Genomic DNA, 14,701 nt, shown 5'->3' with positions numbered 1-14,701 from the left:
GGGTAGAGCTGCCCTGCGGATGACAGGGCCCCGGTGCCTGTCGGCTGCCGGGGCCCTGGTGTTCGTACGCGCGTGCGCACCGCTGTCAGGCGGCCTGGACCTTGCGGTCGGCCTGGGACGGCACGGTGGCGTCGTGGTCGTGCGCGCAGGTGCGGACCGGCTTCGGGCGCCGGCGGGCGGCGAAGAGGCGCGGCAGCGCCACCGTCACGAAGCCCTCCGCCTGCATCACGGCGAAGCCGATGCGGGGCAGGTCGCGGCTGCTGCGGTAGACCATGAAGCGCGGCTCCCAGCGGGGCCGGAACTTCTCGTTGAACTTGTACAGCGACTCGATCTGGAACCAGCGCGAGAGGAAGACCAGCAGCCCGCGCCACATGCGCAGGACCGGGCCGGCGCCGATCTTCTCGCCGCGGGCGAGCGCCGCGCGGAACATCGCGAAGTTCAGCGAGACCTTCTCGATGCCCAGGCCGGGTGAGGCCTCCAGGGAGGCCACGATCAGCAGCTCGTTCATGCCGGGGTCGGCGGCGCGGTCGCGGCGCATCATCTCCAGCGACATGCCGTCCTTGCCCCACGGGACGAAGTGCAGGACGGCCTTCAGGTCGCCGTACGGGCTGGTGTCGCCCTCCTGGACGCGGTGCGCGGTGGCGATGAAGCAGTCACCGTCGCCCGGGTCGCCGACCCGGCCCAGGGCCATGGAGAAGCCGCGCTCGGTGTCGGTGCCGCGCCAGGCCTCCGCCGCGCCGCGCACCCGCTCCAGCTCCTCCTCGGTCAGCTCGCTGACGCGCCGGACCTGGGTCGTGTAGCCGTTGCGCTCGATGCGCTTGACCATCTGGCGGACATTGCGCATCGCGCGCCCGGAGAGGGAGAAGTCTTTGACGTCGACGATCGCCTCGTCGCCCAGCTCCAGGGCGTCCAGACCGGTCTCGCGGGTCCACACCTCGCCGCCGGTCTCGGAGCAGCCGACGACGGCCGGGGTCCAGGAGTGGGCCTTGGCCTCCTCCATGAAGCGCTCGATCGCGCCGGGCCAGGCCTCGACGTCTCCTATGGGGTCGCCGGAGGCGAGCATCACGCTGGAGACGACGCGGTAGGTGACGGCGGCCTTGCCGCTGGGGGAGAAGACGACGGCCTTGTCGCGGCGGAGCGCGAAGTGGCCGAGCGAGTCGCGGCCGCCGTGCTTGGTGAGCAGCTCGCGCAGCTTGGTCTCGTCGTCCTCGGTGAGCCGCGCGGCCGGGTGCTCGGGGCGGAAGGCGAGGTACATGGTGGTCAGCGCGGTCAGCATGCCGAGCGCGCCGAGGGAGTAGCCGACGGTCCAGGACACCCGGCCGGCGTAGTCGACGGGACCCTCGAAGCCGAAGATGCCGTAGACGACGTGGGTGATCTGCTCGTACAGGCTCGGGTCGCCGACGACCTTGCCCGGGTGCGAGTTCACGATGACCAGGCCGAGGCCGATCGAGCCCGCGCTCATCAGGACGAAGTTGGCGAGGGCCTTCCAGCGGCTGCGGGGGTCCGGCAGCGCCTTGAATTCACTCTGGTGGCGCAGCAGCAGCGCGAGGAGCGCCGCCGCGAGCAGCACGCCGACGATCGAGTGCCGGTAGGTGAACTGCGCGACCGCGCCCGCGGGCAGCAGGACGACCGCGGCCCGCCAGGCCCGGCGCTTGCGGCGCTTGAGGCCGTGCGCGAGCAGGAGGAGCAGCACGCCCGCGCTGATGGCGAGGGCGGCGGCGAAGGGGCCGAGCGATCCGGGGATCACCTCGGTGAAGGCATGGATCCTGCTGTGCCGAAAGCGCGGGAAGACACCGGCGATGATGTCGAGGAAACCGACGATCATGACGGCCGTGCCTACCAGCCCGGGTACGGCCTCCGGTCGTGGTCCGCCAAGGATTCGGCGGACCCGACTCGGAACCTGTCCCGACTTATCGCCATCTATCCTGCTAGACATCGCTTCCCGTTGCTCCGCGAGAGATCATTGACCGAAGGCCCTGACAGCCTTCGGAGTGTGGTGCGTCCAGTAGGACGACGCGAAGGGGGAGCGGGTTCACTCCTCCTTCGGAAAAACTCGTCCTGCCACTCAGAAAGACGGCTTACTGCTCATGGGTCTCACCAGCAATCTGGTTCTGGCGCTGGCCATCATCGCCGGTGTGCTGCTGTTCGCGGCAACGGTCTGGTTCTGGCCGCGGCTCTCGGGCCGCACGTTCCGTGCGTACGCCGGTCGCATCGCGCTCCTGCTCGCGACGCAGCTGGCACTCTTCTCCGCAGTCGGCCTCGCGGCCAACAAGTCCTTCCTCTTCTACGGATCCTGGGCCGACCTCTTCGGCCAGGAGACCACGATGGGCAAGGTCGTCGACCACTCGATGAGCAGCAAGGACATCAAGGTCGTCGACAAGCAGAAGCTCGACGTCCCCGGGGGTGGCCGCCCGGCCGTCGGCGGACAGATCCTGAAGGTCTCGATAGCGGGTGAGAAGTCGAAGATAACGAGCCCGGGCTACGTCTGGCTGCCGCCGGAGTACTTCCAGCCGCAGCACGCGAAGGCCAACTTTCCGGCCGGGATCGTCCTGACCGGCTACCCGGGCACGGCGGAGAACCTGATCAAAGGGCTGAACTACCCGATGACGGCCTTCAAGCAGGCCAAGGCGGGCAAGATGAAGCCGATGATCCTGGTCATGCTCCGCCCGACCGTCGCCCCGCCGCGCGACACCGAGTGCGTGGACATCCCGGGCGGCCCGCAGACCGAGACCTTCTTCGCGCAGGACCTGCCGCAGGCGATCCAGTCGACCTTCCGGGTCGGCAAGAAGGCCGAGAACATGGCCTTCATCGGCAACTCGACGGGCGGCTACTGCGCCCTGAAGATCGCCGCGCACCACCCGAAGACCTTCGGTACGGCCGTGGGCCTGTCCGCCTACTACGAGGCCCCGAACGACCCGACCACCGGTGACCTCTTCCACGGCGACGCCAAGCTCAAGGACCGCGCCGACGTGCTGAAGAGCCTGCATGCCAAGACCCCGACGGGCACGTCGTTCCTGGTCACCAGCAGCGAGAAGGGCGAGCCGAACCTCGGCGACACCCGCAAGTTCATCAAGGGCGTCAAGGGACCGGACCGGGTCTCCTCGATCATCCTCGACAGCGGCGGCCACAACTTCAACACCTGGCGCCGCGAGATCCCGCCGATGATGGTGTGGTTGAGCAGCCGGGTGCAGGCCTGACCCCCTGCCGCGCGCGAGCGGTGAGCAGCGGTGAGCACGACCCGTGACCGGCCCGATGTGGCCGGTCACACGTCTGTGCGGGTCCGTTCGCCGGCCGTGCGGGTCCGTTCCGTGGCCCGCCGGGCTCAGGCCTCCTGGAACTCCGCCCGGCGCAGTGCCCGGTGCACGCCCTCCGGAGTGAGTACGCCGACCAGCGCGCCGGACGCCGGATCCGTGACCCCGATCCGGCCCGAGTCCTCCTGGAGCAGCGCCGCCAGCGCCTCGCGCAGCGTCGCCCCCAGCGCCACCGAGGCGGCGGGCTCGCCGTGCCCGTCCGACGGGGCCAGGTCGGCCGTCGCCACCGCGGTCACCGCGAGCCGCTTGAGCCCCCGGTCGCTGCCCACGAAGCGGGCGACGTACTCCGTGGCCGGCGCGCCCAGCACGGCGGCCGGGCTCGCGAACTGCTCGATGGTGCCCTGGCCGTAGACGGCGATGCGGTCGCCGAGCCGGATCGCCTCCTCCAGGTCGTGCGTGACCAGCAGGATCGTCTTGTGCACGGACTTCTGGAGGGCCAGCAGGTCGTTCTGCAGTCGCTCGCGGACCACCGGGTCCACGGCGCCGAACGGCTCGTCCATCAGCAGGACGGGCGGATCGGCGGCGAGCGCCCGGGCCACGCCCACGCGCTGGCGCTGACCGCCCGACAGCTGCTGGGGGTAGCGGCCCCCGTAGGTGGCCGGATCCAGTCCCACCAGTTCGAGCAGCTCGGCCGCCCGGGCGCGGGCCTTCGCCTTCGGTGTGCCCACCAGTTGGGGGACGGTCGCGGTGTTCTCCAGCACCGTCTTGTGCGGGAAGAGGCCCACCTGCTGGATGACGTAGCCGATCCGGCGGCGCAGTTCGACGGGGTCGGCGGCCGCGATGTCCTCGCCCTTCAGCAGGATCCGGCCGCCGGTCGGCTCGATCAGCCGGTTGACCATCTTCATCGTGGTCGTCTTGCCGCAGCCGGACGGGCCGACGAGGGTGACCAGCTCGCCCTCGGCCACCTCGAAGGACAGGTCCTCCACCGCGGTCGTTCCGTCGGGGTAACGCTTGGTCACATGCTCGAATCGGATCACCGCTCCATCCTTCCCTAAGCGGGGTCGGGTTTTGTAAAGGGAGTGTTGCCCCGTTGCGAATGATTCCGGCCGTTGTCGGTGGCTGGGGTTATGGTCGCTGTACACGCGTTCGGCGAGGGGATCGGTGACGGGGGGTGAGCGCCATGGCCGGGCAGAACTGCCTGGTGGCGAACGACTGGATCTGTTGGGACTACGTCACGTCCCGCAGCCAGGAGCTGACCGACGCCACCCTGGAGCACGTCTGGATCACCGCGGTCTCCGTCCTCATCGGCGTCGCCGTCTCCGTACCGCTGGCCCTGCTGGCCCGTCGGGGCCGGCGCTGGGCCGCGCCCGTGCTGGGCCTGACCACCCTGCTCTACACGATCCCCTCGCTCGCCATGTTCTCGCTGCTGCTGCCCTTCTTCGGGCTGTCGGCCTCCCTCGTGGTGACCGGCCTGGTGCTCTACTCGCTGACGATCCTCGTCCGCAATGTCCTGGCCGGGCTGGAAGGCGTGCCGGAGGAGGTCCGCGAGGCGGCGCGCGGCATGGGGTACGGGCCGACCCGGCTGCTGTGGCAGGTCGAACTGCCGCTCGCGCTCCCGGCCCTGCTCGCGGGGGTCCGTATCGCCACGGTCTCGACGGTCGCGCTCACGACGGTCGGTTCGATCGTCGGCAAGGGCGGCCTCGGCAATCTGATCGCGCCCGCGGTCAACAGCTCCTTCAAGGCCCAGGTGCTCACCGCCTCCGTGCTGTGCGTGCTGCTCGCCCTGGTGGCCGACCTGGTGCTGCTCGGCGTGCAGCGGCTGGTCACCCCGTGGACCCGCGCCGTGCAGGAGGGCTGAGTCGATGGGAGTGCTGGCGGACGCCTGGGACTGGCTGGCGGACGGCGCCAACTGGTCCGGTGAGAGCGGGGTCTGGCACCGGCTCGCGGAGCACGCCTTCGTGAGCGGGGTGGCGCTCGCCCTCGCCTGCGCGGTGGCCCTGCCGATCGGGCTGTGGCTCGGTCACCTCGGCAAGGGCGGCGCACTCGCCGTCAACGTGTCCAACGTCGGGCGGGCCGTCCCGGTCTTCGCCGTCCTCGCGCTGTTCATGGTCTCGCCGCTGCGCAGCGCGGGGTACGTGCCCACGATCATCGCGCTGGTGCTGTTCGCCGTACCGCCCCTGCTCACCAATGCCTACGTCGGCATGCGGGAGGTGGACCGCTCGGTGGTGGAGGCGGCCCGGGGCATGGGGATGTCGGGCGGTCAGCTCTTCCTGCGGGTGGAACTGCCGCTCGCCCGACCCCTGGTGATGACCGGTCTGCGCTCGGCGGCCGTCCAGGTCATCGCGACCGCGACGATCGCGGCCATGGTCGGCCAGGGGGGTCTCGGCCGCATCATCACGGCCGGGTTCAACACCTTCAACACCCCGCAGGTCATCGCGGGGGCCCTGCTGGTGGCGGCGCTCGCCCTGGTGGTGGAGGGGGTGCTGGTGGCCGTGGACCGGCTGTTGTTGCGTTCCGGCGCACCGGCCCGCTGACTCCCGTCCCCCGTCCCCCGTCCCTTCCTCGTTCGTCCCGCTTCTCCACATCCCTGCTTCTCGACTCCTGAACGGAGCAACCATGGGCAAGACCACGCGCATCCTCGGCGCGACACTGGGTGCGGTGGCCCTCACCGCTTCGCTCTCCGCGTGCGGCGGTGACAGCCTGGAGAAGACGAAGGACGGCGACTCGTCGTCCTCTTCCTCCTCCTCGTCCTCCGGGGGCAAGGGCAAGCTGGTCATCGGCGCGGCCGGCTTCACCGAGTCGAACGTGCTGGCCGAGCTGTACGCGCAGGTCCTGCGGGACGCGGGCTACGGCACCTCGATCACCACGGTCAACAACCGCGAGCTGTACGAGCCGTCGTTGGAGAAGGGCGAGATCGACGTCGTCCCGGAGTACGCGGCCACCCTCGCGGAGTTCCTCAACGCCAAGGTGAACGGCTCCAAGGCGCCCGAGGACAAGCCGGTCGCCTCCAGCGACGTGACGGCGACGGTCGCCGCCCTGGAGAAGCTCGCGGGCCCGCTCGGACTCAAGGTGCTCCCGGCCGGCGCCGCGGTCGACCAGAACGCCTTCGCGGTGACCAAGGAATTCGCGCAGAAGAACAACCTCAAGTCCCTTTCCGACCTGGGTAAGTCCGGACTGAAGGTGAAGATCGCGGCGAGCGACGAATGCACCGTCCGCCCGTTCTGCGCCGTGGGATTGAAGAAGACATACGGAATCGACATTTCCGGTATTGACCCCAAGGGCGTCGGCACCCCGCAGTCCAAGCAGGCCGTCAAGGACGGCGTCGACCAGCTCGTGCTCACCACGACCACCGACGCCACCCTCGACAGCTACGGCCTGGTGCTGCTGGAGGACGACAAGAAGCTCCAGAACGCGGACAACGTCCTGCCCGTGGTCAATGCCAAGGACGCCGGCACGCCGGAGGTCGCGGCCGCCCTCGACAAGCTCACCAAGGCGCTCACGACGGCCGATCTGGTCGATCTGAACCGCAAGGTGGACGCCGAGCGGGCCAAGCCCGCGGACGTCGCGAAGGCCTATCTGGAGTCGAAGGGACTGCTGAAGAAGTAACGCGGGAGCGGCCAAGGGGACGCGGGTCGCCAGCAGTTACACGGTTGATGGGCAAATGACGGGTAACTGCCCGGGAACAGATTGCCGGGCGGTTACCCCATGAGCCCCCTACGCCCTGTAAATTTCAGGCCATGCCCCGTGGACGCCACCGCAATCCCGAACCCCTGCACCGGTTGCTCACGCCGACGACCCTCGCAGGTGCCTCGATCACCAGCGCGGGCGTGGCCTGGCTGCTCGCGGAACCCGTGGCGCTACGGCTGCTCGTGGCCTTCGCGGGCGCGGCCGGAGTCACCGCCGCCGTCGTCATGCGCGCCTGGGACCGGGCGGCCGGGCGCCGGGTCGCGGAGTTGACCCGCGACCGGGTCAAGGACGAGTGGCGCACCGACGAGCGGATAGCCGAGCTGGAGTCCGACCTGGAGGAATCGCGCGCGCTGCGCACCAGGCTGGACGCCAAGCTGCGGTCCAAGCGGGTCGAACTGGCGGGCCTGCGGGGCGAGCACGCGGCGCTCCTGCGCCGGTACGCGACGGCCGAGACCGAGCGCGCGAGCGCGCTGGAAGGCCGGCGACTGCTGGCCATCGAGGCCGCCGCGGCCCCGGCGGTCGCACCGAAGGTGCTCCCGGCGGTCTCCGAGGAGCGCACCGCGAGCGGCGCGCCCACCCCGGTCGGTTACGCCCGCGCCAACGCGGCCCTGGGCGCCCTCGCCCGCAAGGCGGAGGCCGAGGAAGCCGACCGGCCCGAGGTGCCCAAGCCCGGGGCGCGGACCACCGCTCCGACCGGCCCCGGCGAACAGGGCGCGGTGGCGCCCGACACACAAGCGGAAGCCGCACGGGGGGTGCAAACGGAATCCGGCGCTGGCGGAGCCTCCCAGCTCGCCGCTGCCCCCGTCCCGCAGCAGTCCGTCGCGCGCCAGGCCGCCCCGCAGCAGGCCGTCGCGCACACCCGGTCCGGTGCGAGCGCCGCGGTCCCGGCCCGGCGGCTCGCCGCCACCGTGGCGCCCTACGCCGCGCAGCGCCGTACGGTCTCCCGCGTCGAGGGCGGCTTCGACTTCTTCGGCACCAAGACCGCGGCCCAGGCCCGCGCCGTGATCGAGGCGGTGCAGAACGAGGACCTCGCCGACGTCGTGGGAGCCGAGGTGCTGGCCGCGCACAAGGCCGAGGCGGTGGCGGACGCGGGCCAGGCGGAGTTCAAGCCCTCCACGCCCGAACTGCGCGCCGTGGGCCAGGTCATCGACCTGACCGCGCACGACGAGACCGAGCCGATCGACGTCGCGCAGCTGCGCACCGCGATCTCCTAGGCCGCCGACCCCGACCCCGACCCCGGCCGGGGTCAGCGGCTGAGCGCGTCGAACCAGCGGACCACCTGCGGGGCGGAGCGCACCGCCGTGCCCCGGTGGTCCGTCCCCGCGCCCTGGTCCACCACCGGGGCGCGGACCCCGTGGCGCGCGAGGTCCGCGGCGCAGGAGCGGGCGTTGGCGATCGGCACGTCCCGGTCGCCGGCCGCGGCGTAGAGCCGTACGGGCGCGGCGGGCTTCCAGTCGCAGGCGTCGTCGTTCGCCGCGATCGCCGCCGCGAAGGCGCCGCTCGGGTGTCTGACCTGCTCGGCCCAGGCCGGGGTGAGCAGCCCGTCCAGGGTGGCCGGGAGCCCGGCGACCACCTCCTCCTCGGTGTGGCTGCCGTCGAACAGGCCCTCCAGCGTGCTCGCGTACGGGGCCTTGAACACCTCGGCGGGGTCCGCGTACAGCCGGTGCAGCTTGTTCTGCGCGGTCAGGTAGTAGGACAGGTAGAAGACGCCGGTCAGCGGGTCGATGCGGCCGTCGGTGAGCCCGGGCAGCTCCGCGCCGGCGATGTCGTACGGGCCGGCCATCGGCGCCAGGGCGCGCAGCCGGAACCCGGTCCGGACCGAGGACAGCTCCCGGCCCAGGGCCATCGCGACCTGACCGCCCTGGGAGAAGCCGGTCGCGTACACGTCGCCGGTCAGCGGGCGCCCCAGCCGGTCGCTGGCCGTGCGGGCCGCCCGGAGCATGTCGAGGCCGGCGCTGACGGCGGACTTCTCGTCCATGTAGGGGTGGCTGCCGCTCCCGCCGCCCAGGCCCAGGTAGTCGGGCGCGGCGACCGCCCGCCCGGCGGCGGCGTGCAGGTAGGGGGTGATCCGGCCGAAGTCGCCGGCGCCGGAGGGGGCGTCGCCCCGGAAGACCGTGGTGCCGTGCGTGTCGGAGACCAGGTCGAGGCGGTGCGGGCCGCCGCGCGGCAGGACCAGGAGCCCGGTGGCGGTGGTCGGCCGGCCCTGCGGCGTGATCGTCGCGTAGGTCAGGCGGTAGGCGCTGACCCCGTGGCGGACGGTGTCGGAGCCGATCCCGATGGCCCCGACGTACGCGCCGACCTGATCGCGGGTCAGGTCGGCGAGCGGGGTGACGGAGATCAGGGTGCCGCGCGCGCCGGGGGCCGCGGCCGTCGTGACGGAGTGCGTAGCGGCGGGGGTCGCGGCGAGGGCGGCCGGGGCCGCGACGCCTCCCAGCACGGCGGCCAGGGCCACGGCGGCGGCGCCGCGGCGCAGCCACGGGTTCGGCGTTCTCGGCGTGTTCTTCGCTCTCTGGATCCTCTGCGTCGTCATGGACCGAAGCTATTTCCGCCGCCCGCGCGTCGACATCCGGGCGGCCCCCGGTCACGGGCGGGGGCTGTCCCCCCTCCCCGGTGGCCCTCAGAACAGGGGGAGTTGCCCCGGATGCTCCGCGAGCACGAACCCGTCGAGGGTCGGCGCCGACGCGCCCAGCACCACGCGCGCCCGCGAGCCCGGGCAGGAGACCAGCTCGCCGCGGCCGCCCGGGGGATCGTGGCGGGCGATCCGACCGGCGGTCACGGCGCAGTCGCGTCCGCAGGTGGGGCAGGCACGGCGGGGGGAGTGGGACATGACCCAAGTCTGCCCCCTCGCACCGACATCGCCGCCCGCTACGGCCGCTACGCCTGCTGCTGTTGCTTCTCCCCGCGGTCCACCGGGGCGGTCGCCCGCGCCCACAGCGCGGCCCGGTCCGCCGCGTCCAGGTCGTCCAGCTCCCGCCCGAAGACGCCGGCCAGCACCTCGAAGAACTCCTCGGGGGTGGCCAGCTCCCGCTTGACCGGGTCCGTGTGCGCCTCGACCCGGCTCAGGGTGCGTCCGCGCAGCACGTCCATCCCGGTCGCGTCCCGGCGCAGCGCGGCCAGCGTCCGCACGAAGCCGGAGTCGGCGGCCGTGGTGAGCCGGACGTGCTCGGCCGCGAAGTCCGCCATGGTCGCCGTGGCCGAGCGGAAGTTCATCACGGGGAAGGGCCCGCCCACGTTCTCGAAGCTCCAGCCCGTGCCGTTCGCCAAGGGGGTGAGGGAGTACGTGAAGCCGCCCTGCGTCCAGCGGCCCTCGCGCAGCGGGAGCGGCTCGTACGGCCCGTCGCCGAGCCCGGTGTCCACGAAGTACGCCCCGCCCCCCACCCGGACGCTCAACGCGAGGTGGTTGCCGCTGACCTTCCGGGCGGCGCGGTCGTCGTACACACCACCGACGTGCCGGGCGACCTCGTAGCCGAGCGCCTCAAGGAGCAGGGCGAAGGCGCCGTTGAGGTGGAAGCAGTAGCCGCCGCGCCCGGCGGCCAGCCGGCGCGCGGAGCCCTCGGGGTCGATGCCGGGCGGCCGGCCGAGCTGGATGTCCAGGTTCTCGTACGGGACGCGCTCGACGTGGGCGCGGTGCAGCGCGAAGAGCGCGTCGGCGCGGGGTGGCCCCGGCTCGTCGATGCCGAGCCGCCGCAGGTACGCGCCCACCACTGCTGGGCTCAGGCCGGAGGTCATGGCCCCCAGCCTGCTGGCTCGCCCTCCGCTTGTCGATCAGACTTTCGGACCAGGACCGCGGCCGACGGGACCGGCGGCTACTTGTCGATGTCACCGACGACGAAGAAGAGCGAGCCGAGGATGGCCACCATGTCCGCGACCAACTGCCCGGGCAGCAGGACGGCCAGGGCCTGGATGTTGTTGAAGGACGCGGACCGCAGCTTCAGCCGGTACGGGGTCTTCTCGCCCTTGGAGACGAGGTAGTAGCCGTTGATCCCGAGCGGGTTCTCGGTCCAGGCGTACGTCTCGCCCTCCGGTGCCTTCAACACCTTCGGCAGGCGCTGGTTGACCGGGCCGGGCGGCAGCTCCTCCATCCGGTCCAGGCAGGCCACCGCGAGGTCCAGCGCGTTGTGGGTCTGGTCCAGCAGGCACTCGAAGCGGGCCAGGCAGTCGCCCTCGGTCCGGGTGATCACCTTGAGGACGTCCTGGAGCTCGCCGTAGGCGAGGTAGGGCTCGTCGCGGCGCAGGTCGAAGTCCACGCCCGAGGCGCGGGCGATCGGCCCGGAGACGCCGTACGCGTGCACCGCCTCCGCCGACAGGACGCCGACCCCGCGGGTCCGGCCGCGGAAGATCTCGTTCCCGTGGACCAGGTCGTCGTACACGTGCATCCGCGACCGGACGTCCGCGACCGCGGCCCGGGCCCGGCCGAGCCAGCCCGCCGGGAGGTCCTCCTTGAGGCCGCCGACCCGGTTGAACATGTAGTGCATCCGGCCGCCGGAGATCTCCTCCATGACCGCCTGGAGCTCCTCGCGCTCGCGGAAGGCGTGGAAGATCGGAGTGATCCCGCCCAGCTCCAGGGGGTAGGACCCGAGGAACATCAGGTGGTTCAGCACCCGGTTCAGCTCGGCGAGCAGCGTGCGCATCCACACCGCGCGCTCGGGCACCTCCATGCCGAGCATCCGCTCGACGCCCATGACCACGCCCAGCTCGTTCGAGAACGCGGACAGCCAGTCGTGGCGGTTCGCGAGCATCACGATCTGGCGGTAGTCCCGCGCCTCGAAGAGCTTCTCGGCGCCGCGGTGCATGTAGCCGACCACGGGCTCGGCGGAGATGATCCGCTCGCCGTCCAGGACGATGCGCAGGCGCAGCACGCCGTGCGTGGAAGGGTGCTGGGGGCCGATGTTGAGCACCATGTCGGTGCTCTCCGCCGCTCCGCCGATGCCGACCGTGGTCTCCGTCATGCGCGCATTCTCGCAGCCCTAGGGTGGGGGGATGGAAACGGGGACGGAGCGGGGAACGGGTGGGCCCGTGTGGGTGGGGCTGCCGCGAGGGCTGCTGTCCCTGCGGCGACTGCTGCTGGTGATCTGGCTCGGGCTGCTCGCCCTCGCCACGGGCGTGCTGCTCGGGCTGCTGGTCGGGCCCGTGTGGGCGGCGTTCGCGCTGGTCTGGGTCGCGGCGGCGGGCTGGTGCTGGGTGCTGCTCGGGCGGAACTGGCGGTCCTGGAAGTACGCCGAGCGCGCCGACGACCTGCTGATCAGCCGCGGTGTGATGTGGCGGCAGGAGACGGTGGTCCCCTACGGCCGGATGCAGCTGGTCGAGGTGACGTCGGGGCCGCTGGAACGCCGCTTCGGGCTGGCGACCGTACAGCTGCACACGGCGGCCGCGACCACCGACGCGACCATCCCCGGGCTGGACCCGCGGGAGGCGGAACGGCTGCGCGACCGGCTGACCGAGCTGGGCGAGGCAAGGTCGGCGGGCCTGTGACGCCGCCCGCGGGCGCGGTCGAGCGCCGGCTGCACCCCTTCACCCCGCTGCGCCGCGCCTGGGTGCCGCTCGGCGGCATCGGGGGCGTGATCGTCCAGCAGGGCGAGCGCGCGCAGGAGTGGGCCACGGACGCCGCCCACGGCCTCGGCAGCGGTCTCGGGGCGCTCGTGGTGCTGGCCGTGGTCGCCTCGGCGGGCCTCTACGGCTTCCTGAGCTGGCGCTTCACCTATTACGCCGTCACGCCGACCGAGCTGCGCATCCGCACCGGGCTCTTCTTCCGGCGCACCGCGCACATCCGGCTCGACCGCTTGCAGGCCGTCGACGTCACCCGGCCCTTGCTGGCCCGGATCGCCGGGGTCGCGAAGCTCAAGCTCGACGTCATCGGCACGGACGACAAGGACGAGCTGGCCTTCCTGTCCGAGAAGGAGGCCGTCGCGCTGCGTGCCGAGCTGCTGGCGCGGGCCGCCGGCTTCGCACCGGAGGAGGCGGCGGAGGTCGGCGAGGCGCCGGTCCGCGAACTGCTGCGGCTGCCGACCCGGCAGCTGGTGGAGTCCCTGCTGCTGAGCATGGGCGTGTGGGCCGCGATCGTGGGCGGGCTGGCGGCGCCGGCCGTGGTGTTCTGGCTCAGCTCCAACCTGTGGGCGGCGGTCGTCACCCTGGTGCCGCTGCTGGGCGCGGTGTGGGGGCGCAGCCTCGGCCGGTTCCTGGCCGAGTACGACTGGACGGTGGCCGAATCGCCCGACGGGCTGCGCCTCGACCACGGGCTCGCGGACCGGGCGCACGAGACGGTGCCGCCGGGGCGGGTACAGACCGTGCGCATCGTGGAACCGTTGCTGTGGCGGCGGCGGGACTGGGTGCGGGTGGAGCTGGCGGTGGCCGGGTCGAAGAACGACGTCCTGGTGCCGGTGGCTCCGCGGGCGGCGGCGTACGCGGTGGTCGCGCGGGTGCTGCCGGGGGTGGACCTGAACGGGCTGGAGTTCGCGCCCTCTCCGCGCACGGCCCGGTGGATGGTGCCGGTGTGGTGGAAGGGGTACGGGCTGGCGGTCACCCCGGAGGTCTTCGTGGCCCGGCACGGGAGGGTGTGCCGGCGTACGGAGATCGTGCCGCACGCGAAGGTGCAGAGCGTGCGCCTGACCCAGGGGCCGTGGTCCCGGGCGTGCGGGGTGGCCGACGTGCACGTGGACACGGGGGCGAACGCGATGGTGACGGCGCGGCTGCGGGGGGCCGGGGACGCGGGTGCGCTGCTCGCCGCCCAAGCGACCCGCTCCCGCACCTCCCGCGCCACGTCCCGCCCGGACCGCTGGATGACCTGACCCCGGCCCGCGCCCTCCGCCCGTCGCCGCCCGGTCACCTCCGGCGGCGCCTCAATCGCTGGCCGTTCGGGCCCACCTCCAGCCCCGCCGGCGTTTGAGGCGCCCCCGGAGGGTGGGTCAGGAGGTCGGGCCGCCGCCGGCGCGGACCAGGCCCGATTCGTAGGCCAGGACGACGACCTGGACCCGGTCGCGGAGGTTCAGCTTCGTCAGGATGCGGCCCACGTGGGTCTTGACCGTGGCCTCCGACAGGACCAGTCGCGCAGCGATCTCCCCGTTCGACAACCCCTGCGCCACCAGCAGCATGACCTCCCGCTCCCGCTCCGTCAGCCGCTCGACGTCCTTGTTCTGCGGCTCGGCCGAGGTGGTCGGCAGCATCGGCGCGAAGCGGTCCAGCAGCCGCCGCGTGGTCGACGGCGCGACCACCGCGTCACCGGAGTGCACGGAACGGATCGCGGCCAGCAGCTCCGCCGGCGGCACGTCCTTCAACATGAAGCCGCTCGCGCCGGCCTTCAGACCCGAGAAGGCGTACTCGTCCAGGTCGAAGGTGGTCAGGATGATCACCTTGGGGTGCTCGTCCGGCTCGCAGATCCGACGGGTCGCCTCGACCCCGTCGAGCTTGGGCATGCGGACGTCCATGAGGACCACGTCCACCTTCGTGGCCCGCAGCACCTCCAGCGCCTCCAGCCCGTTCCCGGCCTCGGCCACCACTTCCATGTCCGGCTGGGCGGCGAGCACCATCCGGAAACCGGTGCGCAGCAGCACCTGGTCGTCGACGAGCATCACTCGGATGGAACGCGCATCAAAGGCAGTCATGCCGCCAGGGTACGCAGACGAGAGCCCCGCCCGGGGTTGTGCGGGGCTCGCCCCCACTCAGTGGGAGGACCGCAGCCGAAGGGCCTCGGCCACCCAGGCTTCCCGAGCATCATCGGCCCGCGCGTGGGAGTCCCGCCAGGTCTGCACGTCCCTTACGCGACCACG

General features: G+C 72.2%; 14 protein-coding genes. 7 read left to right on the top strand and 7 right to left on the bottom strand.

Going from position 1 to position 14,701, the window contains the following annotated elements:
- Nucleotides 1–85 precede the first annotated feature (85 nt).
- A complete protein-coding gene (locus ACZ4UB_RS18980; RefSeq protein ID WP_468071496.1) occupies nt 86–1,936 on the bottom strand; it encodes a phosphatidylglycerol lysyltransferase domain-containing protein in 1,851 nt (616 codons plus the stop codon).
- Nucleotides 1,937–2,087: 151 nt separating this feature from the next.
- Between ACZ4UB_RS18980 and ACZ4UB_RS18975 the strand changes: the two genes are divergently transcribed.
- Complete coding sequence (locus ACZ4UB_RS18975) at nt 2,088–3,197, top strand: alpha/beta hydrolase (RefSeq protein WP_468071494.1); 1,110 nt, start codon at nt 2,088–2,090, stop codon at nt 3,195–3,197.
- Nucleotides 3,198–3,322: 125 nt separating this feature from the next.
- Here ACZ4UB_RS18975 and ACZ4UB_RS18970 read toward each other — a convergent pair whose 3' ends face one another.
- Entirely contained in the window at nt 3,323–4,288 is a 966-nt protein-coding gene (locus tag ACZ4UB_RS18970; protein WP_468071492.1) for an ABC transporter ATP-binding protein, read from the bottom strand.
- Nucleotides 4,289–4,431: 143 nt separating this feature from the next.
- On the opposite strand from ACZ4UB_RS18970, the gene ACZ4UB_RS18965 reads away from it, so the two are divergent.
- From ACZ4UB_RS18965 to ACZ4UB_RS18950, 4 genes are all read left to right on the top strand, one after another.
- On the top strand, nt 4,432–5,109 hold the full coding sequence (locus tag ACZ4UB_RS18965; protein ID WP_467962337.1) for an ABC transporter permease: 678 nt from the start codon (nt 4,432–4,434) through the stop codon (nt 5,107–5,109).
- 4 nt (nt 5,110–5,113) lie between these two features.
- Nucleotides 5,114–5,785, top strand: a complete 672-nt coding sequence (locus tag ACZ4UB_RS18960) for an ABC transporter permease (protein WP_354380603.1) — start codon at nt 5,114–5,116, stop codon at nt 5,783–5,785.
- An 82-nt stretch (nt 5,786–5,867) separates the two neighbouring features.
- A complete protein-coding gene (locus ACZ4UB_RS18955) occupies nt 5,868–6,857 on the top strand; it encodes an ABC transporter substrate-binding protein (RefSeq protein WP_354380602.1) in 990 nt (329 codons plus the stop codon).
- Nucleotides 6,858–6,988: 131 nt separating this feature from the next.
- A complete protein-coding gene (locus ACZ4UB_RS18950) occupies nt 6,989–8,152 on the top strand; it encodes a hypothetical protein (protein ID WP_468071489.1) in 1,164 nt (387 codons plus the stop codon).
- A 32-nt stretch (nt 8,153–8,184) separates the two neighbouring features.
- Here the strand turns inward: ACZ4UB_RS18950 and ACZ4UB_RS18945 are convergent, their stop codons facing one another.
- The 4 genes from ACZ4UB_RS18945 to ACZ4UB_RS18930 form a co-directional block, all read right to left on the bottom strand.
- Nucleotides 8,185–9,468, bottom strand: coding sequence for an alpha/beta hydrolase (locus ACZ4UB_RS18945; protein WP_468071487.1), 1,284 nt, complete (start codon nt 9,466–9,468; stop codon nt 8,185–8,187).
- An 87-nt stretch (nt 9,469–9,555) separates the two neighbouring features.
- Nucleotides 9,556–9,765, bottom strand: coding sequence for a hypothetical protein (locus ACZ4UB_RS18940; RefSeq protein ID WP_354380599.1), 210 nt, complete (start codon nt 9,763–9,765; stop codon nt 9,556–9,558).
- Nucleotides 9,766–9,812: 47 nt separating this feature from the next.
- Nucleotides 9,813–10,667 (bottom strand): arylamine N-acetyltransferase family protein, encoded by an 855-nt coding sequence (locus ACZ4UB_RS18935; protein ID WP_468071485.1) that lies wholly within the window; start codon nt 10,665–10,667, stop codon nt 9,813–9,815.
- A 77-nt stretch (nt 10,668–10,744) separates the two neighbouring features.
- Entirely contained in the window at nt 10,745–11,887 is a 1,143-nt protein-coding gene (locus ACZ4UB_RS18930) for an NADH-quinone oxidoreductase subunit D (protein WP_354380597.1), read from the bottom strand.
- A gap of 31 nt (nt 11,888–11,918) precedes the next feature.
- Here ACZ4UB_RS18930 and ACZ4UB_RS18925 point away from each other — a divergent pair, with 31 nt between their 5' ends.
- Nucleotides 11,919–12,410 carry a PH domain-containing protein gene (locus ACZ4UB_RS18925; RefSeq protein WP_354380596.1) on the top strand — a complete coding sequence of 164 codons (492 nt, stop codon included), beginning with the start codon at nt 11,919–11,921 and terminating at the stop codon, nt 12,408–12,410.
- Nucleotides 12,407–13,723 (top strand): PH domain-containing protein, encoded by a 1,317-nt coding sequence (locus ACZ4UB_RS18920; protein ID WP_468071481.1) that lies wholly within the window; start codon nt 12,407–12,409, stop codon nt 13,721–13,723. Before ACZ4UB_RS18925 ends, ACZ4UB_RS18920 begins: the two co-directional genes overlap by 4 nt.
- Nucleotides 13,724–13,840: 117 nt before the next feature.
- Here the strand turns inward: ACZ4UB_RS18920 and ACZ4UB_RS18915 are convergent, their stop codons facing one another.
- Nucleotides 13,841–14,536, bottom strand: coding sequence for a response regulator (locus ACZ4UB_RS18915; RefSeq protein WP_468071479.1), 696 nt, complete (start codon nt 14,534–14,536; stop codon nt 13,841–13,843).
- Between the last annotated feature and the right edge of the window lie 165 nt (nt 14,537–14,701).

The sequence above is a fragment of the Streptomyces sp. NPDC028419 genome (assembly GCF_055565515.1).
The sequence above is the reverse complement of the archived record's forward strand: the minus strand, read 5'-3'. Positions and strand labels throughout refer to the sequence as shown.